This window comes from Nocardioides ochotonae (assembly GCF_011420305.2).
In the GTDB taxonomy this organism is placed as follows: domain Bacteria; phylum Actinomycetota; class Actinomycetes; order Propionibacteriales; family Nocardioidaceae; genus Nocardioides; species Nocardioides ochotonae.
Window position 1 is genome coordinate 58,510 of the sequence record NZ_CP061769.1, and the last position, 21,782, is coordinate 80,291.

19 protein-coding genes are annotated in these 21,782 nt (G+C 73.8%); 12 read left to right on the forward strand and 7 right to left on the reverse strand.

Annotation, left to right across the window (positions count from 1 at the left end; translation table 11 throughout):
- Positions 1 to 6 precede the first annotated feature (6 nt).
- The 3 genes from HBO46_RS00290 (at position 7) to HBO46_RS00300 (ending at position 3,497) form a co-directional block, all read left to right on the forward strand.
- Positions 7 to 387: an SHOCT domain-containing protein gene (locus tag HBO46_RS00290; RefSeq protein ID WP_166135304.1), complete on the forward strand. Its 381-nt coding sequence runs from the start codon at positions 7 to 9 to the stop codon at positions 385 to 387.
- A gap of 77 nt (positions 388 to 464) precedes the next feature.
- Positions 465 to 2,588, forward strand: a complete 2,124-nt coding sequence (locus HBO46_RS00295; RefSeq protein ID WP_166135307.1) for a RecQ family ATP-dependent DNA helicase — start codon at positions 465 to 467, stop codon at positions 2,586 to 2,588.
- A 21-nt stretch (positions 2,589 to 2,609) separates the two neighbouring features.
- Positions 2,610 to 3,497, forward strand: coding sequence for an LLM class flavin-dependent oxidoreductase (locus HBO46_RS00300; protein ID WP_166135310.1), 888 nt, complete (start codon positions 2,610 to 2,612; stop codon positions 3,495 to 3,497).
- A 110-nt stretch (positions 3,498 to 3,607) separates the two neighbouring features.
- Here the strand turns inward: HBO46_RS00300 and HBO46_RS00305 are convergent, their stop codons facing one another.
- Positions 3,608 to 5,092, reverse strand: a complete 1,485-nt coding sequence (locus HBO46_RS00305; RefSeq protein ID WP_166135313.1) for a DHA2 family efflux MFS transporter permease subunit — start codon at positions 5,090 to 5,092, stop codon at positions 3,608 to 3,610.
- A gap of 96 nt (positions 5,093 to 5,188) precedes the next feature.
- On the reverse strand, positions 5,189 to 5,677 hold the full coding sequence (locus HBO46_RS00310; RefSeq protein ID WP_166135316.1) for a glutathione peroxidase: 489 nt from the start codon (positions 5,675 to 5,677) through the stop codon (positions 5,189 to 5,191).
- 103 nt (positions 5,678 to 5,780) lie between these two features.
- Between HBO46_RS00310 and HBO46_RS00315 the strand changes: the two genes are divergently transcribed.
- From HBO46_RS00315 to HBO46_RS00325, 3 genes are read left to right on the forward strand one after another with little or no spacing between them, the layout of a single operon-like run.
- Complete coding sequence (locus tag HBO46_RS00315) at positions 5,781 to 8,687, forward strand: DEAD/DEAH box helicase (RefSeq protein ID WP_224769292.1); 2,907 nt, start codon at positions 5,781 to 5,783, stop codon at positions 8,685 to 8,687.
- On the forward strand, positions 8,684 to 9,397 hold the full coding sequence (locus HBO46_RS00320) for an SWIM zinc finger family protein (RefSeq protein ID WP_224769293.1): 714 nt from the start codon (positions 8,684 to 8,686) through the stop codon (positions 9,395 to 9,397). Before HBO46_RS00315 ends, HBO46_RS00320 begins: the two co-directional genes overlap by 4 nt.
- A gap of 41 nt (positions 9,398 to 9,438) precedes the next feature.
- On the forward strand, positions 9,439 to 10,011 hold the full coding sequence (locus HBO46_RS00325; protein ID WP_166135322.1) for a hypothetical protein: 573 nt from the start codon (positions 9,439 to 9,441) through the stop codon (positions 10,009 to 10,011).
- Here the strand turns inward: HBO46_RS00325 and HBO46_RS00330 are convergent.
- The 3 genes from HBO46_RS00330 to HBO46_RS00340 all read right to left on the reverse strand — a co-directional run bounded on the left by HBO46_RS00330 (position 9,992) and on the right by HBO46_RS00340 (position 13,021).
- Complete coding sequence (locus HBO46_RS00330; RefSeq protein WP_166135325.1) at positions 9,992 to 10,558, reverse strand: SACE_7040 family transcriptional regulator; 567 nt, start codon at positions 10,556 to 10,558, stop codon at positions 9,992 to 9,994. The genes HBO46_RS00325 and HBO46_RS00330 overlap by 20 nt on opposite strands.
- A 70-nt stretch (positions 10,559 to 10,628) precedes the next feature.
- Positions 10,629 to 11,738: a homoserine O-acetyltransferase MetX gene (gene metX / locus HBO46_RS00335; protein ID WP_166135328.1), complete on the reverse strand. Its 1,110-nt coding sequence runs from the start codon at positions 11,736 to 11,738 to the stop codon at positions 10,629 to 10,631.
- Positions 11,735 to 13,021, reverse strand: a complete 1,287-nt coding sequence (locus HBO46_RS00340; RefSeq protein ID WP_166135331.1) for an O-acetylhomoserine aminocarboxypropyltransferase/cysteine synthase family protein — start codon at positions 13,019 to 13,021, stop codon at positions 11,735 to 11,737. Before HBO46_RS00340 ends, metX begins: the two co-directional genes overlap by 4 nt.
- Before the next feature lie 182 nt (positions 13,022 to 13,203).
- On the opposite strand from HBO46_RS00340, the gene HBO46_RS00345 reads away from it, so the two are divergent.
- Positions 13,204 to 13,704, forward strand: coding sequence for a DUF1648 domain-containing protein (locus tag HBO46_RS00345; protein ID WP_166135334.1), 501 nt, complete (start codon positions 13,204 to 13,206; stop codon positions 13,702 to 13,704).
- A 46-nt stretch (positions 13,705 to 13,750) separates the two neighbouring features.
- On the opposite strand, the gene HBO46_RS00350 is transcribed toward HBO46_RS00345, so the two are convergent.
- Positions 13,751 to 14,716 carry an MBL fold metallo-hydrolase gene (locus tag HBO46_RS00350; protein WP_166135337.1) on the reverse strand — a complete coding sequence of 322 codons (966 nt, stop codon included), beginning with the start codon at positions 14,714 to 14,716 and terminating at the stop codon, positions 13,751 to 13,753.
- Between the two features lie 85 nt (positions 14,717 to 14,801).
- Between HBO46_RS00350 and HBO46_RS00355 the strand changes: the two genes are divergently transcribed.
- The 5 genes from HBO46_RS00355 to HBO46_RS00375 are packed head-to-tail and all read left to right on the forward strand — an operon-like array spanning position 14,802 to position 21,035.
- Positions 14,802 to 16,385 carry a carboxyl transferase domain-containing protein gene (locus HBO46_RS00355; protein ID WP_166135340.1) on the forward strand — a complete coding sequence of 528 codons (1,584 nt, stop codon included), beginning with the start codon at positions 14,802 to 14,804 and terminating at the stop codon, positions 16,383 to 16,385.
- Between the two features lie 13 nt (positions 16,386 to 16,398).
- Positions 16,399 to 18,330 carry an acetyl/propionyl/methylcrotonyl-CoA carboxylase subunit alpha gene (locus HBO46_RS00360; protein ID WP_166135343.1) on the forward strand — a complete coding sequence of 644 codons (1,932 nt, stop codon included), beginning with the start codon at positions 16,399 to 16,401 and terminating at the stop codon, positions 18,328 to 18,330.
- Between the two features lie 5 nt (positions 18,331 to 18,335).
- Positions 18,336 to 19,283: a hydroxymethylglutaryl-CoA lyase gene (locus HBO46_RS00365; protein ID WP_166135346.1), complete on the forward strand. Its 948-nt coding sequence runs from the start codon at positions 18,336 to 18,338 to the stop codon at positions 19,281 to 19,283.
- Entirely contained in the window at positions 19,280 to 20,389 is a 1,110-nt protein-coding gene (locus HBO46_RS00370) for a hypothetical protein (protein ID WP_166135349.1), read from the forward strand. Before HBO46_RS00365 ends, HBO46_RS00370 begins: the two co-directional genes overlap by 4 nt.
- A gap of 40 nt (positions 20,390 to 20,429) precedes the next feature.
- The gene (locus HBO46_RS00375; protein ID WP_166135352.1) at positions 20,430 to 21,035 is read left to right on the forward strand and encodes a hypothetical protein; all 606 of its coding nucleotides are present in this window, start codon (positions 20,430 to 20,432) and stop codon (positions 21,033 to 21,035) included.
- A gap of 22 nt (positions 21,036 to 21,057) precedes the next feature.
- Here the strand turns inward: HBO46_RS00375 and HBO46_RS00380 are convergent, their stop codons facing one another.
- Positions 21,058 to 21,771, reverse strand: coding sequence for an EcsC family protein (locus tag HBO46_RS00380; protein ID WP_166135355.1), 714 nt, complete (start codon positions 21,769 to 21,771; stop codon positions 21,058 to 21,060).
- Positions 21,772 to 21,782: the final 11 nt, after the last annotated feature.

Genomic DNA, 21,782 nt, shown 5'->3' on the forward strand with positions numbered 1-21,782 from the left:
GCGCTCATGGACTTCTGGGACGTCTTCTGGCTCATCGTCTGGTCGTTCTTCTTCATCTCCTACCTGATCATCTTGTTCCACATCGTCGTCGACCTCTTCCGCGACCGGGAGCTCTCGGGCCTCGCCAAGGCGATGTGGGTCCTGGCGCTGCTGGTGCTGCCGGCGCTCACCGCGCTGGTCTACCTGGTCGTGCGGGGCCGAGGCATGGCCGGCCGCGACCGGCAGGCGGCGGAGCAGGCCGCGCAGGCGACCGACAACTACATCCGCTCGGTCGCGGGGACCTCCCCGGCCGAGCAGATCGCCACCGCCAAGCAGCTGCTCGACACCGGCGCGATCACCGAGGAGGAGTACGACGTCCTGAAGTCCCGGGCGCTCGCCGCCGTCTGAGCGTCGGGTGCCGGGAGCCGGGGAGAAGCAGCGGAGGGGAGGTCAGGACTGTCCGGACCCGCTGGTAGACAGGTCGCATGAGCGTTTCCCAGGACTCCCCGGCCGCCGCCACCGACGTCCGCCAGCAGGCGGAGGCCCACCTCCGCGCCCTCGTCGGGCGCGAGGACGCGGTGCTGCGCGAGGACCAGTGGTCGGCGATCGAGGAGCTCGCGGTGCACCGGCGCCGCGCCCTGGTCGTGCAGCGCACCGGGTGGGGCAAGTCCGCGGTCTACTTCGTCTCCACCTTGCTGCTGCGCTCGCAGGGCGCCGGGCCCACGGTGATCGTCTCGCCGCTGCTGGCCCTGATGCGCAACCAGATCGCCGCCGCCGAGCGCGCCGGCATCCGCGCGGTGACCATCAACTCCACCAACATCGAGGACTGGGACCCCATCCACGAGGCGGTGCGCGCCGGCGAGGTCGACGTGCTGCTGGTCAGCCCCGAGCGGCTCAACAACCCCGGGTTCCGCGACGAGGTGCTGCCCCGGCTGGCCGCGACCTGCGGCCTGCTGGTGATCGACGAGGCGCACTGCATCTCCGACTGGGGCCACGACTTCCGCCCCGACTACCGCCGCATCCGCACGCTCCTGGGCGACCTGCCCGAGGGCATCCCGGTGCTCGCGACCACCGCCACGGCCAACGAGCGGGTCACCGGCGACGTCGCGGAGCAGCTGGGCAGCGACGTCCTGGTGCTGCGCGGCACCCTCGACCGCGAGTCGCTGCGGATGGCGGTGGTGCGCCTGCGCACCCCCGAGCAGCGGCTGGCCTGGCTCGCCGACCACCTCGCCGAACAGCCCGGCAGCGGCATCGTCTACTGCCTGACCGTCGCTGCCACCCAGGAGATCGCCGACTACCTGCGCAGCCGAGGGCACGCGGTCGCGGCGTACTCCGGGCAGACCGACCCGACCGAGCGCAACGCCCTCGAGCAGGACCTCATCCACGGCCGGGTCAAGGCGCTGATCGCCACCAGCGCGCTCGGCATGGGCTTCGACGCGACGCTGGGGTTCGTGGTCAACATGGGCGCGCCGAGCTCGCCGGTCGCCTACTACCAGCAGGTCGGCCGCGCAGGCCGCGGCACCGCCGAGGCCACCGTGGTGCTGCTGCCGGCGCCGGAGGACCGCGACATCTGGGCCTACTTCGGCTCCCTGGCGTTCCCGCCCGAGCACCAGGTCCGTCAGACCCTCGAGGTGCTCAGCGACGCCGGGCGCCCGATGAGCACCATCGCCCTGGAGACCTACGTCGAGCTCAGCCGCAACCGGCTGGAGACGATGCTCAAGGTCCTCGACGTCGACGGCGCCGTACGCCGGGTCAAGGGCGGCTGGGAGGCCACTGGCCAGCCGTGGGCCTACGACGCCGAGCGCTACCGCCGGGTCGCGGAGGCCCGCGAGCGCGAGCAGCGCGCGATGCTCGACTACATCTCCACCGACCGGTGCCGCATGGAGTTCCTGCGGGCCCAGCTCGACGACCCCGACGCCGCCCCCTGCGGGCGCTGCGACAACTGCGGCGGCTTCACGGTCTCCGTGGAGGTCTCCGAGACCGCTGTCGCCGAGGCGGAGGCGCGGCTCTCCCGACCCGGTGTGGTGCTGGAGCCGCGCAAGATGTGGCCCACCGCGCTGGCCAACCTCGGCCTGGACTGGAAGGGCAAGATCGCCGACGGCCCCGAGCCCGGCCGGGTGGTGGCCCGGCTCACCGACCTCGGCCACGGGCAGTCGCTGCGTGACCTGTTCCGCGTCGACCCCGAGCAGGGCGCCCACGACGGGCCGGTGCCGGTGCCGCTGGTGCGCGCGGTCGTCGAGGTGCTCGGCGACTGGCGCCCGCGGGTGGACGCGATCGTCCACCTCGACTCCGCCACCCGCCCCGAGCTGGTGCGCGACCTCGCCTCCGGGCTCTCGCGCTACCTGCGGGTCCCGATCGTGGGCCGCTTCGCGATCGCCGAGCCGGCGATCGGGCCGCGCCAGGGGGCGATGAACTCCGCGCAGCGCGTGGCGGCCGTCGCCCGGCGCTACGAGCTCGTGCTCGACGATCCCTCGGCGCTCCAGGGCGCCTCGGTGCTGCTCGTCGACGACCTGGTCGTCACCGGCTGGACGATGACGGTGGCGGGTCGGGCGCTGCGCCAGGCGGGCGCCGGGGCCGTGCACCCGCTGGCGCTCGGCACGGAGTCGTAGGGGGAGTCCTAGGCTCGGTCCATGCGCATCGGCCTCGCCCTCCTGCCCGACGTCCCCTGGGCGGAGGCGCGGCACCGATGGCGCGCCACCGAGGAGATGGGCTTCGACCACGCCTGGACCTACGACCACCTGGTCTGGGGCGGGTTGCCCGACGCGCGCTGGGGCGGCGCCACCCCGCTGCTCGCCGCGGCCGCGGGGGTGACCTCCACGATCACGCTCGGCACCCTGGTCTCCTCGCCGAACTTCCGCCACCCCTACCAGCTCTTCCGCGACGCCCAGATGCTCGAGGACGTCTCCGACGGCCGGTTCGTGCTCGGCCTGGGCGCCGGCGGCGACGTCGACTCCCGGGTGCTCGGCGGCGAGCCGATGGGCCTGCGCGAGCGGGTGGACCGCTTCCACGAGTTCGTGGAGGTGCTGACCCGGCTGCGCGAGGGCGACCGGGTCACCACGCGCGGTCGGTGGTTCTCCACCGAGGAGGCGCGCACCGTCGGGGGCCTGGACCGCACGCCGTACCTCGTGGCGGCCAACGGGCCCCGCTCGCTGCGCCTGGCCGCCCGCGCGGGCGACGCCTGGGTGACCACCGGGCCCGGCGGCGGGGTGGACCTCGAGGAGTGGTTCGCCGGGCTGGCGCGGTCCGCGGAGACCTTCACCGCGGCGTTGCACGACGCGGGGCGCGACCCTGCGATGGTGCGCCGCTACGTGATCACCGACGCCTCCCCGCACCTGTCCGACGCGGGTCGCTACGCGCTGTCGAGCGTCGGCTTCTTCACCGACCTGGCCGGACGGCTGGGCGAGCTCGGCTTCACCGACCTGGTCACCCACTGGCCGCGCGAGGACACGACCTACGTCGGCAGCGTCGACGTCCTCGAGGCGGTCGCACGCGACGTGCTGCCCCGCCTGCGCGGCTGAGACCCCCGGTCCCCCGAACACCGGCCCCCGGAACGCCGCGAGGCGGCCACCCTGCCGGGTGACCGCCTCGTCGACGTGCGCGTGCGGGCCGGGCCCGCCGTACCGCTGGGTCAGTGACCCATCATCAGCGCCGGGTCCGCCGGCACCTCCGCCTTGCGGCGGGGCAGCAGGAACGCCGGGATGAGCACGGCCGCGATCATCACGGTGGCGACCCAGAAGGTGCCGCTGAAGACCCCGGCCAGGTCGGCGAGGGGGTTGGGGCCCGTGAGGTCGACGTCGTTCTTCATGCCGTTGGTGAGCAGCACCGAGAAGATCGCGGTACCGATCGAGGCGGCGACCTGCTGGATGATGTTGAGCAGGGTCGAGCCGCGCGCGACGGTCGGGCCACGCAGCGTCTGCAGTGCGGCGGACATGATCGGCATCATCGTGGCGCCCATGCCGAGGCCCTGGATGAACAGCGCCGTGCCGAGGAACCAGTACGACGTGGTCGCGTCGAGGGTGGCGAACAGGCCCATGCCGATGACGATGGTCGTGACGCCGGCCAGCACGATCTTGCCGGGGCCGATCCGGTCGCTGAGCGCGCCGGCGATCGGCATGGTCAGCAGCGCGCCGACGCCCTGCGGGGCGAGCAGCAGGCCGGAGGCGAGGGCGGTCTCGCCGCGCACGCTCTGGAAGTACTGCGGGAAGAGCAGGCTGGCGCCGAAGAAGGCGATCGCGAACAGCGACATCGCGATCACCGCGACGCTGAGGTTGCGGTTGGCGAAGAGGCGCAGGTCGACCAGCGGGTGGATGTTGCGGCGGGCCAGCGCCCACGGCACGAACGCGATGATCAGCAGCGCGCCGATGAACGCCGGCACCAGGACCTCGGCGTCCTGGATGGTGCCGGTCTCGGGGATCATCGAGATGCCGTAGAGGAACAGCGCCAGGCCGGGGGAGAGCAGCACCATGCCGAGCCAGTCGAAGGACTCCGACGGGGTCGGGTTGTCGGCCGGCAGCACCTTGGCGGAGTAGATCACCGCGGCGAGGCCGATCGGCACGTTGATGAGGAAGATCCAGTGCCAGCTGAGGGAGTCGATGAGCGCACCGCCGACGATCGGGCCGCAGATCGGGCCGAGCAGCATCGGGATGCCCATGACGGCCATGACGCGGCCGATCCGCTCCGGGCCTGCGGCGCGGGTCAGGATCGTCATGCCCAGCGGCACGAGCATGCCGCCGCCGAGGCCCTGGACCACGCGGAACGCGACCAGCATCTCCAGCGAGGTGGCCGCGGCGCAGAGCGCGGAGCCGGCCGTGAACAGCACGATCGCGGCGAGGTAGAGCCGCTTGGTGCCGAACCGGTCGGAGGCCCAGCCGGTCAGGGGGATCACGCTGGCCAGCGCCAGCGTGTAGGCGGTCATCGTCCAGGCGACCTGCGCGGTGGTGGCGTCGAAGTCCTCCTGGAAGGTCTTCAGGGCCACCGAGACGACAGTGACGTCGAGGATCGACATGATGGCGCCGAGGACGACGACGCCGGCGACCAGCAGGACGCCACGATCGAGGCGGTCGGGCTTGCCGGGCGCGCCGGACGGGGGTTCGAGGGTGGTGTCGGTGCTCACCGTGGGAGGCTACGTGGGCCGCCCGGGGACGGCGAGGGCTGAGGCCCCGCTCCGGGCATGGGAACTCTCACGCCCGGAACGGGAATAGAACTGGTTTCAGGAAACCAGCGCGCGGACAGCGTCGACCAGCGAGGCGTCGTCCGGCTCCACCCGCGGGGAGAAGCGCGCCACGACGGTGCCGTCGGCGGCGATGAGGAACTTCTCGAAGTTCCAGGCGATGTCGCCGGCCTCGCCCTGCTCGTTGGGCGTGGTGGTGAGCTCGGCGTAGATCGGGTGCCGGTCCTCGCCGTTGACCTCGATCTTCTCGGTCATCGGGAAGGTGACGCCGTAGGTCGCCGAGCAGAACTCCGCGATCTCCTCGGGCGAGCCGGGCTCCTGGCCCATGAACTGGTTGCACGGCAGGCCGATGACCTTGAAGCCGCGGTCGGCGTACTCCTCGTGGAGCTTCTCCAGGCCGGCGTACTGCGGGGTGAGGCCGCACTTGCTGGCGACGTTGACCAGGAGCGCGGGCTGGCCGCCGGTGATCTCGCCGAGGGTGGTCGGCGTGCCGTCGAGACGGGCGATCGGGGCGTCGAGGATGCTCATGGGGCCACCCTAGTGACGTCCGCCCAGCGCGTGGCCGCGTGTTCGTCGATCGGCCTGTCCGGGGATCGGCCGGATGTCGGTCGCGACGACTACCGTCGTCCCGGTGAGCTTCGTTCCCGTCACCGGTCCGGCGACCTTCCGTGCCGGTGAGCCGCCGCGCGAGGGAGTCGTCGTCTTCACCGGTGACGACGGCCGCGGCCGCAGCGTGGAGCTGCCCATGCGCGCCGCGCTGCCGGTCCTGACCCGGGCCCACCAGCGCGATGACGCCCACCCCAGCGTCGGGCTGCTCGCGGGCGCGGTGCTGCTGGGCATGCGGCTGGTGGCCGCGGGCCGCTTCGAGCCCGCCGACACCGACCCGCCGAGCTGGCGCCCGGCGCCGCTCGACGAGGCCGACCGGGCCCGGGTGGAGCTGCTGGCCCAGGCCCGCGCGCACGACGGGCTCGACGAGGAGGCGGCGGCCGAGGTGGTGCGCGAGGTGCTCGCCGCGGTCGTGGACGCGATGCCGCGCAGCGCGCCCGAGGCGACCGCACGCACCCGGCTGGCCCCGCCCCGCTCGGCCCCCCGTCGTACGCCGCGGCGCCCGGCGGTGCCGGTGCCGGCAGCTGCTGGTGCCGCGGACCCCGCGGACGACGCACCGCTGCCTGCGGGGGAGGACCTGCCGGTCGAGGACTTCCGGGCCCGGCTCCAGGCGCGGATCGCACGGCACCGCACGCAGCCGCCGGACCGGCGCGAGCTCGCCCAGCTGGTGACGCTCTCGCTGCGGGTCGAGGCCGACGAGGAGGAGCTGGTCGGCGGGTCGGTGCGGCTGGTGCTGCAGGTGCAGGACGAGCGCGACCCGCTGCACGTCTGCGACGCCGCGCTGCTGTGGCTGGAGTCCGGGGCCGAGCACGGCTTCGGGGACCGGGCGCGCACCCACGCCATGATCGCGCTGCGCGCCGCCGCCGAGGCCTGGCCGGTGCTCGACCGGTTCCTGACCCTCCGGGTCCCCGACGAGATCAACCTCGACGCCGCCGAGATCACCAGCCTGCTCCAGGACGGCGTCGCCGCGCTGCGTGATCGGGGCATCGACGTGCTGTGGCCTCGCAGCCTCGGGCGCGACCTGACCACCCGGGCCGTGCTGGACCGCGCCCCGCGGGGCGCGGCCGGCGACCGCGAGCCCGAACGCCAGGAGGACCTGCTCAACGACGGGCTCTTCGGCAAGGACGACGCGTTCACCTTCAGCTGGCAGGTCGCGCTGCACGGCGACCCGCTGACCGAGGAGGAGATGGACGAGCTGGCGCGCGCGGCGACCCCGATCCTCAAGCTGCGCGGGAACTGGACGGTGGTCGACCCCGGGGTCGCGCGCCGCGCCCGGCGCCGGCTGCTGCGGCGCGCGAGCGCGGGTGAGGCGATCGCCGCCGCCCTCACCGGCGTGGTGCACCTGCCCGCGGGCAACGACGAGGTCGAGGAGGCCTCCGTCATCGTCGGCGCCAGCCTGGTCGGCCTCAGCGAGCGGCTGCGCACGGCTCCCCACCGCGAGCCGGTCGCGCCGCCTGCGGGCCTGCACGCGACGCTGCGCGACTACCAGCTCCAGGGGCTGACCTGGCTGGCCGAGCTCAGCTCGCTCGGGGTGGGTGCCTGCCTGGCCGACGACATGGGCCTGGGCAAGACGATCACGCTGATCGCGCTGCACCTGCACCGTGCCGAGGAGCGCGGCGACCGCTCCGGTGATCTGCTGGACGATCTGCCCGGCAATCCACCTGGCAATCCACCTGGCGGCCCGACGCTCGTCGTCTGCCCGGCGAGCCTGCTCGGCAACTGGGAGGCCGAGATCCACCGGTTCGCGCCGGGGGTGCCGGTGCGGCGCTTCCACGGGGGCGCGCGCACGCTCGAGGGGCTCGACGGCGGGTTCGTGCTCACGACGTACGGCACGATGCGGACCTCCGCGGCCGAGCTGGGCGCGGTGCCGTGGGACCTGGTCGTCGCCGACGAGGCCCAGCACATCAAGAACGCCCGCACCTCCACCGCGCGGGCGCTGCGCACGATCGGCTCGACCGCGCGGGTGGCGCTCACCGGCACCCCGGTCGAGAACGACCTCACCGAGCTCTGGTCGATCCTCGACTGGACCACGCCCGGGCTGCTCGGCAGCCGGCTCGCGTTCCGCCGGGCCTGGGCCGCGGGCATCGAGTCGGGCACCGACCCGGCCAAGGCGCGGCGCTTCGCCGAGCTGATCGAGCCGTTCCTGCTGCGCCGGCGCAAGTCCGACCCCGGCATCGCCCCCGAGCTGCCCGCCAAGACCGAGACCGACCACCCGCTGTCGCTGACCCGCGAGCAGGTCGTGCTCTACGAGGCCTTCGTGCGCGACACCCTCGAGCGCGTCGAGCGCGCGGAGGACGAGGCCACCCGCCGCGGCCTGGTGCTGATGCTGCTCACCGGGCTCAAGCAGATCTGCAACCACCCGGCCCACTTCCTCAAGCAGTCCGGCGCGGTGCGCCTCGCCGGGCGCTCGGAAAAGCTCGACCTGCTCGACGAGCTGGTCGAGACGGTGGTGGCCGAGGACGGCGCGGTGCTGGTCTTCACCCAGTACGTCGCGATGGCCCGGCTGCTCGAGGCCCACCTGAGCCGCGCCGGCGTCCCCCACCAGCTGCTGCACGGCGGCACCCCGGTGCGCGAGCGCGAGGCGATGGTGAAGCGGTTCCAGGCCGGGGAGGTGCCGGTGTTCCTGCTGTCGCTGAAGGCCGGCGGCACCGGGCTCAACCTCACCCGCGCCGACCACGTCGTGCACCTGGACCGCTGGTGGAACCCCGCCGTGGAGGACCAGGCGACCGACCGCGCCTACCGGATCGGGCAGACCAAGCCGGTGCAGGTGCACCGGATGGTCACCGTCGGCACCATCGAGGAGCGGATCGGCGAGCTGCTGGCGCGCAAGAAGTCGCTGGCCGAGTCGGTGCTCGGCAACGGCGAGGCCGCGCTCACCGAGCTCAGCGACGCCGAGCTGCGCGACTTCGTGACGCTGCGGCGCGACTCGTGAGCGAGGGCGCCGTCACCCACCGCCGGCTGCCCGCGCGCCGCGGCGGCCTGCGGGCGCGCAGCTGGTGGGCGCGGGCCTGGCTGCGCGCGGTCGAGGAGGCGGCGTACACCCCCGAGGACCTGGTCGCCGGCCGAGCCGTGGCGCGCGCGGGCCGGGTCGGGCGGATCACCGTGGAGTCGGGTGGGTTCCTGGCCGCGGTCGAGGACGACGGCGAGGCCTGGACCGTGGTGGGCGCGGTGCCGGTGCTCGACGGTGCGGGCGCCGAGGCGTTCGTGGAGACCGTCGCCGCGGAGTCCGGGCGGGTCGCCGCGCTGCTCGCCGGCGACCTGCCGCACGCCCTGGTCGAGCACGCCGAGGAGGCCGGCGTCGAGCTGCTGCCGTACGGCGGGGAGCTCGGCGCCACCTGCACCTGCGACGCCTGGACCGACCCGTGCCCGCACGCGCTGGCGGTGCTGGTGCAGCTGGGCCAGCTGCTCGACGAGGACCCGTTCGTGCTGCTGCACCTGCGCGGCCTGCCCCGCGAGGCCCTGCTCGCCCGGCTGCACGCCCTCAGCACCGGTGCCGACCCCGCCGCCGACGCGCCCGACCCGGCACCCGAGGACCCCCTCGAGCACGACCTCGACGCGGGCATCGACGCCGTCGAGCGTGCCCGCCGGCTCCTGGAGCTCCTCGACGACGACCCCACCCACGGCATCGAGCACCTCCTCTGACCCACCGTCCTTCGCCGAGTCGGCGCGCTAGCGTGCGCGGCATGTCTCGGACCCGACACCGTGCCCTGGCGCTGACCGCGCCGCTGCTCGCGATCCCGCTGCTCGCCGGGTGTGGGCTGCTGGACCCGCCGACGCTGACCGGCAGCGGGTACGACGCGGTCACGGTGACGAGCGGCGGTACGACGTGGCTGGGCACCGACCTGTGCCTCGAGGGCGGCGACGCGGAGGTGAGCATCGACGACGTCGTACCGCGCGAGCTGGGCGGCATCGACGCCGACGACCTCGACGTGCGGGTGGCGTGGGCACCGTTGCTCGTCGCCGAGCGGGTGGACCACCACCGCGGTCGGTTGCCGCCCGGCTACCAGCCGGCAGCCGGCGCGCAGGGGGAGATCGGGGACTGCGACAACCCCGACGGCAACGCCTGGCTCGTCGTGGGGTTCCCCGACCGCGGCAGACCGATCTGGCTCGATGACCTCGAGCTCGCCCACACCGTCGACGGCGAGCCGGCCACCGCGACGATCAAGGCGCGCTGGGTGCAGTGCCCGACCTGGTCGCGGGTCCTCCCGGGGGAGCGGGACGAAGCCTGCCGGCGGCTCAACCAGATGGGTTCCTGAGCGCTGCCAGCGCCATCGAGGTCAGCAGCTCGTGCATCGCCTCGTCGGGCAGCAGGCCGCTGTGCGGGGTGGAGTTCAGCAGGCCGAACGTCGCGTGCGCGGTCGCCCGGGCGCGGTCCTGGTCGAGCCCGGGGTGCAGGGCGCGCAGCTGGGCGGCCCACAGGTCGACGTACGCGCGCTGCAGCGAGCGGACCTGCTCACGGGCGTCCGGCGGCAGTGAGGACCAGTCGCGGTCCTGCACGACGATCAGCGCGCGGTGGCGCAGCGCGAAGTCGGCGTGCCAGTCGACCAGGCGCACCAGCGCGTCGTCGGCGTCGCTCGCCTCCTCGACCAGCCTGCGCCCGACCGCGAGCAGCTCCTCGCTGATCGAGACCAGCATCTCGGCGAGCATCGCGTCCTTGGAGGCGAAGTGCTTGTAGAGCGCCGGACCGGAGATGCCGCAGGCCTTGCCCAGGTCGGTCACGGGTACGCCGTGGAACCCCCGCGCTGCGAACATCTCCGCAGCGGTGGCGAGGATCTGCTCGCGACGCGTCGGGGTGCTGCTCATCCCCGCACGGTAACCCCCGCGGCGCCGCCCGCCGCGGCCGGCTCAGCCGAGGCCGGCGAGGCAGGGGACCTCACTCCAGGAACGCCGCGATCCGCTCGTGGTAGCCGGGCGGCTCCAGCAGGAACGAGTCGTGCCCGAACGGCGAGGAGAGCTCGGCCAGGTCCACCTTGACCCCGCAGCGCTCCAGGCCGGCCGCGAGCGCGCGTGACTGCGCGGTGTCGAAGCGCCAGTCGGAGTCGAAGCTGGTCACCTGGAAGCGGGTCCGGGTGGCGCGCAGCCGCTCCTCGGTCCACGGGTCGGCGAACGGGTCGAAGTAGTCCAGCAGCCGGGTCAGGTAGAGGTAGGACAGCGCGTCGAAGCGGTCCAGGAACGTCTCGCCCTGGTGCTGCAGGTAGTGCTCGACGGCGAAGTCGGGACCCATGCGCCAGTCGTCCCCGGTGGAGTCGCGCCGGTGGCCGAACTTGGTCTCCAGCGAGGCGTTGGAGACGTAGGTGATGTGCGCCATCATCCGCGCGACCTTCTGGCCCAGCCGCGGCACGGTGCCGTGCTCGACGTAGCGGCCGCCGTGGAACTCGGGGTCGTTCATGATCGCCTCGCGCGCCACCGACGAGAACGCGATGTTCTCCGGGGTCAGCCGCGAGGACGCCGCCACGACCACCGCGCGCTCGATCTGCTCGGGGTCGTCGATGACCCACTGGAGCACCTGCATGCCGCCCAGCGAGCCGCCGACCGCGGCGTACAGCTCGTCGATGCCGAGGTGCGCGAGCAGCCGGCGGTGCACCGCGACCAGGTCGCTCATGTGCAGCAGCGGGAAGTCCAGGAAGTACGGCGTCCCGGTCGCCGGGTTGCGCGAGAGCGGGCCGGTGGTGCCCGAGCAGCCGCCGAGCAGGTTGGCCGAGATGACGAAGAAGCGGTCGGTGTCGACGGCCTTCCCGGGGCCGATCAGGTTGTCCCACCAGCCGCGCTTCTTGGCGCCGAGATGCAGGCCGGCGGCGTGCGCGGTCCCGGTGAGGGCATGGCAGACCATCACCGCGTTGTCCCGGGCGGGGGACAACCGGCCGTAGGTCTCGAAGGCGACCTCGACCTCGTCGAGACGGCCACCGCCGCGCAGGTGCAGCGGGTCGTCCTCGGTGGCGAGGACGACCCGCTGCTGCTCGACGTAGCCGAGCGAGCCGGTCACTTGCTGGCGGCCAGCGCCTGCTCGAGGTCGGCGATCAGGTCCTCGACGTTCTCGATGCCGATGGACAGGCGGACCATGTCCTCGGGCACGCCGGCGGCCTGGAGCTCCTCGGGCGTGAGCTGGCTGTGCGTGGTCGTCGCGTTGTGGATCGCCAGCGACTTGGCGTCACCGATGTTGGCCAGGTGGCTGAACAGCCCCAGCGCCTCGATGAAGCGGGTGCCGCCCTCGCGCCCGGACTTCAGCCCGAAGCTGAGCAGGCCGCCGTACCCCTTGCCGGTGAAGGACCGGTCCGCGACCTCCTTGTACGGCGAGTCCGCGAGGCCGGGGTAGGAGACCCAGGAGACCGCGTCGTGGTCGCTGAGGTACTGCGCCACGGCCAGCGCGTTGGCGCTGTGGCGCTCCATGCGCAGGTGCAGGGTCTCCAGGCCCTGGAGGAAGAGCCAGTTGTTCATCGGGGTGGAGGCGGCGCCGGTGTTGCGCAGCAGCACCGTGCGGGCCCGGATGATGTAGGCCAGGTTGCCGACCGCCTCGGTCCACACGACGCCGTGGTAGGCGCCGTCGGGGCCGGTGAGGCCGGGGAAGCGCTCGGCGTGCGCGGCCCAGTCGAAGCTGCCGGCGTCGACGATGACGCCGCCGATCGAGGTGCCGTGGCCGCCGATGTACTTGGTGGCGGAGTGGACGGCGACGTCGGCGCCGAGGTCGAAGACCCGGCAGAGGTACGGCGTCGGCGCGGTGTTGTCCACGATCAGCGGCAGGCCCTGGGCGTGGGCGGCGTCGGCCCAGGCGCGGATGTCGACGACGTTGATCTTGGGGTTGCCGACGGTCTCGGCGAAGACCAGCTTGGTCTTCTCGTCGACCGCCGCCGCGAGCTCCTCGGGCTTCTCGGGGTCGACGAAGCGGACCTCGATGCCGAACTGCGGGAGCGTGTGCGCGAACAGCGCGTAGGTGCCGCCGTAGAGCGTGGAGAGCGCGACGATGTTGTCGCCGGTGTAGGTCAGGTTGAGCACCGCGTAGGTGATCGCCGCGGAGCCGGACGCGGTCGCGAGCGCCCCGACACCGCCCTCGAGCTGCGCCATCCGCTCCTCGAACACCGACTGGGTCGGGTTCATGATGCGGGTGTAGATGTTGCCCGGCTCGGCCAGCGAGAACAGGTTCGCGGCGTGCTCGGTGTCGTTGAAGACGTACGACGTGGTCTGGTAGATCGGCACGGCCCGGGCGTTGGTGGTCGGGTCGGCGACCTCCTGGCCGGCGTGCACGGCGAGGGTCTCGGGGCGGTAGGTCATGTCAGCTCCTGGTCGACGGTGGGAGGGGCTCCGCTGCCGGTGGGCAGCCATGGGCACCTCGATCCGACACCAGCCTAAAGTAGAGCAAAAAGGTCGACTTTAGTGGTCCGTTGGGTGAGCGGTCTGCACCGGTGGTCGGACCCCCGCGGTGCGCCGGGTCGCGGCCGCGGAATGCTGGGGCGGTGCGACGAGCCTTCCTGCTGACCACCGTCCTCTATGCAGCGTCGGTCGCGGTGGCGTCCGCCGTGGCGCCCGCGCGGGTGCCGCTGCACTTCGCCGGCTCCGGCGAGCCGGACCGGTGGGGCTCGCGGACCGAGGCGGTGCTCACCTTCGGGCTGATCGGCGCGGGGCTGGTGCTGCTCCTGGGCGGCTCGGCCGTGCTGGTGGACCGGCTGCCGCTGCGCTCCGGGCTGGTCAACCTCCCGCACAAGGAGTGGTGGCTGGCCACGCCCGCGCGGGAGGCGGAGGCGCGGCGCCGGCTGCGCGCGGACCTCTACGGCCTGGCCGCGGCGGTGATGGCGTTCCTGGTCGGGGTGCTGTGGGTGACGGTGGCGGCCGCCCGCAGCGACGACCCGCGCCTGGGCTGGCCGTTCATGGTGGCCGTCGGCGTTCTCGTCGTCGGGGTGGTGCTCTGGACGATCTGGGTGAGCGTGGTCCGCTACCGCCCGGTCGAGGGGCTCTGAGCGGACCTCCCGGTCCTGCTCCCAGTCGCGCTCCCAGTCCTGGGGGTCAGCTGCCGGTGGCGAGCCCGGCCCACGGGTCCTCGCGCCGGAACGCCGTCGGGAGGTGCAGGGCGACCCCGTCCTCGGCGGCCAGCCGGCCGAGCACGGCCATCGTCAGGTCGAGGTCGTCCCCGACGTACGGCAGCGCGCGGAGCGGGTGCTCCAGGGAGCGGAAGAAGTCGTCCCAGTGGGTCAGCACCACGCGGCGTGCGCCGACCGCGCGCACGGTCGAGGTCCAGTAGTGCTCGAGGTAGCGCTCCGGCTGCACGCCGAGCTGCCCGACGCCGAGGTAGGCGACCTCGGCGCGGTGGCTCGCCAGTGCGCCCGGGACGAACCCGGCGCTGCCCTGCACCAGGGCGGTGCGACCGCTCGCGTGGGAGAGGAGGAGCGACCAGGCCTCGCCGCAGCGGTACGCCGTCGCCCGCACGGGCGGCACGACCGGCGCGGTGATCGCCCCGGGGAAGCGGTCCGGCGGGCAGTGTGCGGACTCCACCCAGGTCAGCGTGAAGGCGCCCCAGGTGTGCGGCCGGCCGGGCTCCACCCGGTGCAGCCGGTCCTGCGGGAGTCCGCCGCCGAGCCCGACGTACGTCGCGCTGGCGCCGCCAGCCAGGACCGCCCCGGTGCGCTGCGCGACGACCGCGGAGTCGAGCGCGTGGTCGATGTGGGTGTGGACGGGCGCGACCACCGCGAGCCGGTCCACGCCGAGCCGGCCCAGTGCGGCGTCGATGCGCCGGGCGTCCGGCGCCACCCGGCCCAGCCCGACGCGCAGCAGCCCGGGCCGGCTGAAGTAGCCGTCGGTCAGCAGTGCGGTCTCCCCGTCGTCGATCAGCAGCGTGGACACCCCCGCGAAGGTCACCACCGGCCTTCCGTCCGACGAGCCGCCCGACGTCCCGCCCGACGAGCCGTCCGCGGGCGGGACGTCGAAGCGCGCGGCGTACCGCTGCAGGTCGGGCCGTCCGGGCTTGAGTCGCATGGTCGAGGACCGTACGCCGAGGCGGTCCGAATGGCGCGGAGGATGCGGGGTCGACGGCGAGGTTAACGTTCGCTAACCTCGTGGGGTGACCGACGACGGACGGCCCGACCTGCGGGCGCTCACCGACCAGCTGCGCGAGCGGCTCGCGACCGCCCGGCGCGGCGGGTCCCAGGCGGCCCGCGACAAGCACACCGCGCGCGGCAAGCTGCTGGTGCGCGAGCGGGTCGCCCGGCTGCTCGACCCCGGGAGCCCGTTCCTGGAGATCGCGCCGCTCGCGGCGTACGGGATGTACGGCGCCGAGGGCGAGGAGCACGCGGTGCCCTCGGCCGGCGTGGTCGCGGGGATCGGCCGGGTGTCGGGACGCACCTGCATGGTGGTCGCCAACGACGCGACGGTGAAGGGCGGCACCTACTACCCGCTCACGGTCAAGAAGCACCTGCGCGCGCAGACGATCGCGCTCGAGAACAACCTGCCGTGCCTCTACCTCGTCGACTCCGGCGGCGCGTTCCTGCCGATGCAGGACGAGGTCTTCCCCGACCGCGAGCACTTCGGGCGGATCTTCTTCCACCAGGCCCAGCTCTCGGCGCGCGGCATCCCGCAGGTCGCCGCGGTGATGGGCTCGTGCACCGCGGGCGGCGCCTACGTGCCGGCGATGAGCGACGAGACCGTCATCGTGCGCAACCAGGGCACGATCTTCCTCGGCGGACCGCCGCTGGTGAAGGCAGCGACCGGCGAGGTCGTCACCGCCGAGGAGCTCGGCGGGGGAGAGGTGCACGCCCGCACCTCCGGGGTGGTCGACCACCTCGCCGAGGACGACGCCCACGCGCTCGCCATCCTGCGCGGGATCGCGGAGACCTTCCCGGCCCCGGCCCCCACGCCGTGGGAGGTGCGCCCGGTCGAGGAGCCCGCCGAGGACCCCACGACGCTGTACGACGTGGTGCCGACCGACCCGCGCACGCCGTACGACGTGCGCGAGGTGATCCGCCGGGTGGTGGACGGCAGCCGGTTCTCGGAGTTCAAGCAGCTCTACGGCGAGACCCTGGTCTGCGCGTTCGCGCACGTGTGGGGCCACCCGGTCGGGATCATCGCCAACAACGGCGTGCTGTTCAGCGAGTCCGCGCTCAAGGGCGCGCACTTCGTCGAGCTGTGCAACCAGCGCGGCATCCCGCTGGTCTTCCTGCAGAACATCTCCGGCTTCATGGTCGGGCGCGAGTACGAGAACCGCGGGATCGCCCGCGACGGCGCCAAGCTGGTCACCGCCGTCGCGTGCAGCGTGGTCCCCAAGCTCACCGTCGTCATCGGCGGCTCGTTCGGCGCCGGCAACTACGGCATGGCCGGGCGCGCCTACGACCCGCGCTTCTTGTGGATGTGGCCCAACGCCCGGATCTCGGTGATGGGCGGCGAGCAGGCCGCCTCGGTGCTGGCCACCGTGCGCCGCGACGGCCTGGAGGCCCGCGGCGAGGAGTGGCCGGTGGAGGCCGAGGAGGCGTTCAAGGCCCCGATCCGCGAGCAGTACGACGCGCAGGGCTCGGCGTACTACTCCACCGCCCGGCTCTGGGACGACGGCATCATCGACCCCGCCGACACCCGCCGGGTGCTCGGCCTCGCCCTGGCGACGACCGCGCACGCCCCGGTCCCGGCGCCCTCCTACGGCATCTTCCGGATGTGAGGGGATGAGGACCATGACCCGCCGAGCCGTGCCGATCCGCACGCTCCTCATCGCCAACCGCGGCGAGATCGCGCTGCGCGTCATGCGCACCGCGCGCGCCCTCGGGATCCGCACGGTCGCGATCTTCACCGACCTCGACGCCGCGGCGCCGCACGTGCGCGCGGCCACCGACGCGGTCCGGGTGAGCAGCTACCTCGACGTCGACGCGGTCGTGAGCGCGGCTCGGGTCAGCGGCGCCGACGCCGTGCACCCCGGCTACGGCTTCCTCTCCGAGCGCGCCGAGCTGGCCCGCGCCCTCGACGCCGCCGGGATCCGCCTGGTCGGCCCGAGCGCAGAGGTCATCGACCTGATGGGCCGCAAGGACGCCGCCCGCGAGGTCGCGATCGCGGCCGGTGTCCCGGTCGTCCCCCAGGGCGAGCCGGGCAGCCCCGACGGTTACCCGGTCCTGGTCAAGGCCGCCTCGGGCGGCGGCGGCAAGGGCATGCGGATCGTCCGCACCCCCGAGGAGTACGACGCCGCGGTGGCCGCCGCGAAGCGCGAGGCGCTGGCGGCGTTCGGCGACGACACCCTGCTGGTGGAGCGGTACGTCGAGCACGGCCGGCACCTGGAGGTGCAGGTCCTCGCCGACGCGCACGGGAACGTGCTCCACCTCTTCGAGCGCGACTGCTCCACCCAGCGCCGGCACCAGAAGGTGCTGGAGGAGGCCCCCGGGCCGACCGTCGACCCGTTCCTGCGGCACCGGCTGACCACGGCGGCCGTCGAGCTGGCCCGCCAGGTCGGCTACGTCGGCGCCGGCACCGTGGAGTTCCTCCTCGACGCCGACACCGGCGAGTTCTACTTCCTGGAGATGAACACCCGGCTCCAGGTCGAGCACCCGGTCACCGAGGCGGTCACCGGGATCGACCTGGTCGCAATGCAGCTGCGGGTCGCGTCCGGGGAGGAGCTGGACCACACCCAGGATCAGTTCGTGATGGGCATCCACGGCCACGCCATCGAGGCCCGGGTGTACGCCGAGGACGCGTTCGGCGGCTTCCTGCCGCAGGCCGGCACCGCCTCGCTCGTGCGCTGGCCGGGGCCGCCGGAGGCGGAGACCTCCGCGGAGGCCACGACCGTCCGGGTGCACCACGCGCTGGAGAGCGGGCAGGTGGTCTCCACGGCGTACGACCCGATGCTCGGCAAGGTGATCGTGCACGGGCCGGACCGCGAGTCGGCCCGCCTCGCGCTCCTCGACGCCCTGGCCGGCACGGCGGTCCTGGGGCTCACCACCAACACCGGCTTCCTGCATGCCCTGGTCGCGAGCGAGGAGTTCCGCGACGCGACCATCGACACCGCCTGGCTGGACACCGCCGAGGTCCCCGCGCCCTCGCCCGACCTGCCCCGGATGATGGCGGCCTGGGTGGCGGCGATGCTGATCGCCGGCGAGGAGGACCCGAGCGACCCCTTCCGGGCCGACGGCTGGCGCTCGGCCGGCGAGCCCGCCCCGGTCCGGGTCGAGCTGGACCGCCCGGTGCTCGTGGACCGGGTCCGCGGCACCGTCGACGGCGTACCCGTGCGGCAGCACGCGGCCGCCGACCACGTGCTGGTGCTCAGCATTGACGGGCGCCGACACCGCGCGGTCGTGAACGTGCAGCCGCACCTCGCCGAGGTCGTCCACCTCGGTCAGCGCTTCGTGTTCCGCCGTCCCGACGTGCTCGCCGACCACGGGCCGGCCATCGGCGACGGCACCGTCCTCGCGCCGATGCCGGGCACCGTGCTGGAGGTGAGCGTCGCGGTCGGCGAGGAGGTCGTCGAGGGCCAGGCGCTGGGCATGATGGAGGCGATGAAGATGGAGCTGACGCTGCGCGCGCCGTTCGCCGGCACCCTCGCCGCGGTCGACGCGGTCGCCGGGACCCAGGTCGCGCTCGGGACGCCGTTGTTCCACGTGGAACCAGCGGGACAGGAGTGACACCCATGACGAGCCTGCCGATGACCGTGCGCGACCCCGCGCTGCCCGAGCGGGTGACCATCTGGGAGGTCGGCCCGCGCGACGGGCTGCAGAACGAGTCCGCGCTGGTGCCGACCGAGGTGAAGGCGGAGTTCTGCCGGCGGCTGCTCGCCGCGGGCCTGCCGGTGGTCGAGGCGACCAGCTTCGTGCACCCGCGCTGGGTGCCGCAGCTGGCCGACGCCGCCGACCTGCTCACCGCCCTGGCCGCCGACCTCGGCGAGACCGCCCGCGACCTGCCGGTGCTGGTGCCCAACGAGCGCGGCCTGGACCGGGCGCTGGAGCTGGGCTGTCGCCACGTCGCGATCTTCGCCTCGGCCACCGAGACCTTCGCCCAGCGCAACCTCAACCGCTCGTTGGAGGGCCAGCTGGCGATGTTCGAGCCGACCGTACGCCGCGCGAAGGACGCCGGCCTGGAGGTCCGCGGCTACGTCTCGATGTGCTTCGGCGACCCCTGGGAGGGGCCGGTGCCGCTCGAGCAGGTCGTCACCGTGGGGCGCCGGCTGCTCGACCTGGGCGCCGATCGGCTCAGCATCGGCGACACCATCGGCGTCGGCACCGCCGCCCATGTCGCCGCGCTGGTGGAGGCGTTCGGGGCGGCCGGCGTACCGGTCGAGCGGCTCGCGATGCACTTCCACGACACCTACGGACAGGCGCTCGCCAACGCCCACGCGGCGCTGCGCGCGGGGGTCACCACCCTGGACGCCAGCGCCGGCGGACTGGGCGGCTGCCCCTACGCGCACAGCGCCACCGGCAACCTCGCCACCGAGGACCTGGTGTGGCTGCTGGACGGTCTCGGGATCGAGCACGGGGTCGACCTCGAGGCCCTCGTCGCGACCAGCACCTGGATGGCCGCGCACCTGGGGCGACCGAGCCCGTCGGCCGTCGTACGGGCACTGGCACAATCGTCCGGGTGAGCTCCCCGAAACGCCGCGTCTACCTGCACATCGGCGCACCGAAGACGGGGACGACCTACCTCCAGCGGCGACTCGGGGCCAATGCGCGCTCGCTGGCGGGACATGGCGTCTACGTCCCCGGCCGAGGCCCGTTCGTGCGCCCGGACATCTTCCACTTCCGCGCCGCCCTCGACCTGCTCGAGCAGGACTGGGGCGGCCCGCCCGGACACGCCACCGGCAACTGGGAGGCGCTCGTGCAGCGGGTGCGCCGCCACAGCGGCTCCGTGGTGATCAGCCACGAGATCCTCGCGCCGGCCAGCGCCGACAAGATCGCGAAGGCCAAGCGCGAGCTCGCCGCCGGCGGCGCCGAGATCCACATCGTCTACTCCGCGCGCGACCTGGCCCGGCAGCTGCCGGCCGCCTGGCAGGAGAGCATCAAGCAGGGCCAGTCGTGGCGCTTCGGGCGGTTCCTGAAGGACTACCGCGAGGGCCGTCCGTTCTTCGCCCAGGCCTTCGACCTGCCGGCCGTGCTCAACAGCTGGTCGGCCGGGCTGGCGCCCGAGCAGGTGCACGTCGTCACCGTGCCGCAGCGCGGCGCGGTCACCGCGCCCGGCGACGACCTCTGGGGCCGCTACTGCCGGGCCTTCGGGATCGACCCGTCCTGGGCGCCGCGCGACCCCGAGCAGCGCAACGAGTCCCTCGGCATCGCCGAGACCCAGGTGCTGCGCCGGATCAACAAGCGGATGGGCCTCACCACGCGCCGCGAGTACGAGCACGACCGGCTGGTCCGCGAGCTGGTCGCGCAGGAGAACTTCGTGCACCGCGAGTCCCAGCCGGTGCGCCTGGGCCCGCAGCACTTCGACTGGGTCGAGCAGGCCAGCGAGCGCTGGATCGAGTGGATCGAGGCCAGCGGGGTCGACGTCGTCGGCGACGTCGACGACCTGCGCCCGGTGCGCCCCGCGGAGGGGACGCGCTGGCGCAACCCCGACAAGCCGCGCTACCGCGAGGAGCTCGACGCCGCCCTGGAGGCGGTGCTGGTGCTCACCGAGGAGGCAGTACGCCGCCCGGACCCGTCCCGGCGGCTGCCGGGGCGGATCAAGCTGCAGGCGGAGAAGCTGCGCGACTGAGGCGGTCTGGTCCTCGCCGGCGACCCGGAACCACGGGCCGGTGCGGTTCGTCGCACCGGGCATGACCGCCTCCCGTCGTACTCTCGCCGTGGCGCTCGAGGAGCTCGCCGCCGACGCCGGGATCGACGCCCCGGCGGCACTGAGGAGTGGCGACCTCGCGGACGGGGACTGGTTCGTGCTCGACCAGAGCCCGACCGACGCCACCGTCGCGACCGGTGCCTGGGACGCGAACGGCCCCGCGCCGGACGGCCAGACCGTCACCCTGCGGAAGGAGGGTGGGCAGTGGCGCGTCTCGGGCTGGGGCGACTGCCGGATCGTGGCGCGGGTGCTCGAGCCGGGACGGCAGGGGGTGGAGGTGCGCGCCGCGCGCGACCTGGACCCGACCTCGACGAGGCTGTCCCTGCGGCTGCGCGAGGGGGGCTGCACGGGCGGCCGGGACCCGCGGCCGCACCTGGGCGCCCCCGAGGTGGTGGAGACCGACGAGAGCGTCGAGATCACCTGGACGAGTGCGGCCATCGACGGTGTGGCCACCTGTCAGGGGAACCCCTGGGTGCCGGACACCGTCGAGCTCGCCGCACCGTTGGGCGACCGGGTGCTGCTGGATGCCTCGCGCTGGCCGGCGCACCCGATCGGGAACGGGGCCTGACCCGCAGGGTCGGCCGGGAGGCTCAGGCCGGGGGGCAGACCGGGGGAGTCGGCCGGCGGGCCAGCAGCTCGCCGGCGGCGTACCGCCCGACCCGCCAGGTGGCGTAGCCGTCGGCGCCCAGGCCGACCAGGCCGCCGACGACCGGCACCCGGCGACCGACGGTGGTGGCCAGGCGCTTGCCGGCGATGCCGGTGATGATCGCGGCGGCGACCTCGGCGGCGATCACCCGGTCGAGGTCCGGGTCGTGCACGGGCGCGGTCGCCAGCGCCATCGGCGGCGCGGGCAGCTTGCGCTGGCCGACCAGCTTGTCGACCTCCTCGCCACCGATCAGGCAGGTGATGACCGCGTTGCGCACCCGCGGGTCCTCGAGGTTGTGGCCGCGCAGGTGGGCGATGACCGCGATCATCCGGCACTGCACGAGCGCCAGACCGGCGACGTTGGCGGGGATCGCGACCGCCGCGGTCACGAGGCCGCCCACGTTGGTCAGGAAGCCCTGCGCGCCGGCGTAGCGGACGTGGTCGTCGATCACCGAGCGGACCGCCTTCTCGACGTCCCCGTCCTTGGCCTTCAGGGCGGTCCGGGCCGCGCGCGCGGCGCTCGGCAGCGGGCCGGCGCCCTGGATCGCGCGCTGGAGCGCCTCGCGCACGAACGACGCGGTGAGTCCCGGCGCGGCGCTCAGGGCTCGCGGGGCCAGCTGGCGGCCCAGCGTCGACGCCATCGACCTCTTCACACCCATGTCGCACCCAT

Coding starts and splice junctions, on each gene's coding strand:
- HBO46_RS00330 (WP_166135325.1), bottom strand. CDS start 10,558: ATGAGCAGCACCCCGACGCGTCGCGAGCAGATCCTCGCCACCGCTGCG.
- HBO46_RS00295 (WP_166135307.1), top strand. CDS start 465: ATGAGCGTTTCCCAGGACTCCCCGGCCGCCGCCACCGACGTCCGCCAG.
- HBO46_RS00310 (WP_166135316.1), bottom strand. CDS start 5,677: ATGAGCATCCTCGACGCCCCGATCGCCCGTCTCGACGGCACGCCGACC.
- HBO46_RS00365 (WP_166135346.1), top strand. CDS start 18,336: ATGACGAGCCTGCCGATGACCGTGCGCGACCCCGCGCTGCCCGAGCGG.
- HBO46_RS00340 (WP_166135331.1), bottom strand. CDS start 13,021: ATGACCTACCGCCCCGAGACCCTCGCCGTGCACGCCGGCCAGGAGGTC.
- HBO46_RS00380 (WP_166135355.1), bottom strand. CDS start 21,771: ATGGGTGTGAAGAGGTCGATGGCGTCGACGCTGGGCCGCCAGCTGGCC.
- HBO46_RS00325 (WP_166135322.1), top strand. CDS start 9,439: ATGTCTCGGACCCGACACCGTGCCCTGGCGCTGACCGCGCCGCTGCTC.
- HBO46_RS00360 (WP_166135343.1), top strand. CDS start 16,399: ATGACCCGCCGAGCCGTGCCGATCCGCACGCTCCTCATCGCCAACCGC.
- HBO46_RS00300 (WP_166135310.1), top strand. CDS start 2,610: ATGCGCATCGGCCTCGCCCTCCTGCCCGACGTCCCCTGGGCGGAGGCG.
- HBO46_RS00350 (WP_166135337.1), bottom strand. CDS start 14,716: ATGCGACTCAAGCCCGGACGGCCCGACCTGCAGCGGTACGCCGCGCGC.
- HBO46_RS00290 (WP_166135304.1), top strand. CDS start 7: ATGGACTTCTGGGACGTCTTCTGGCTCATCGTCTGGTCGTTCTTCTTC.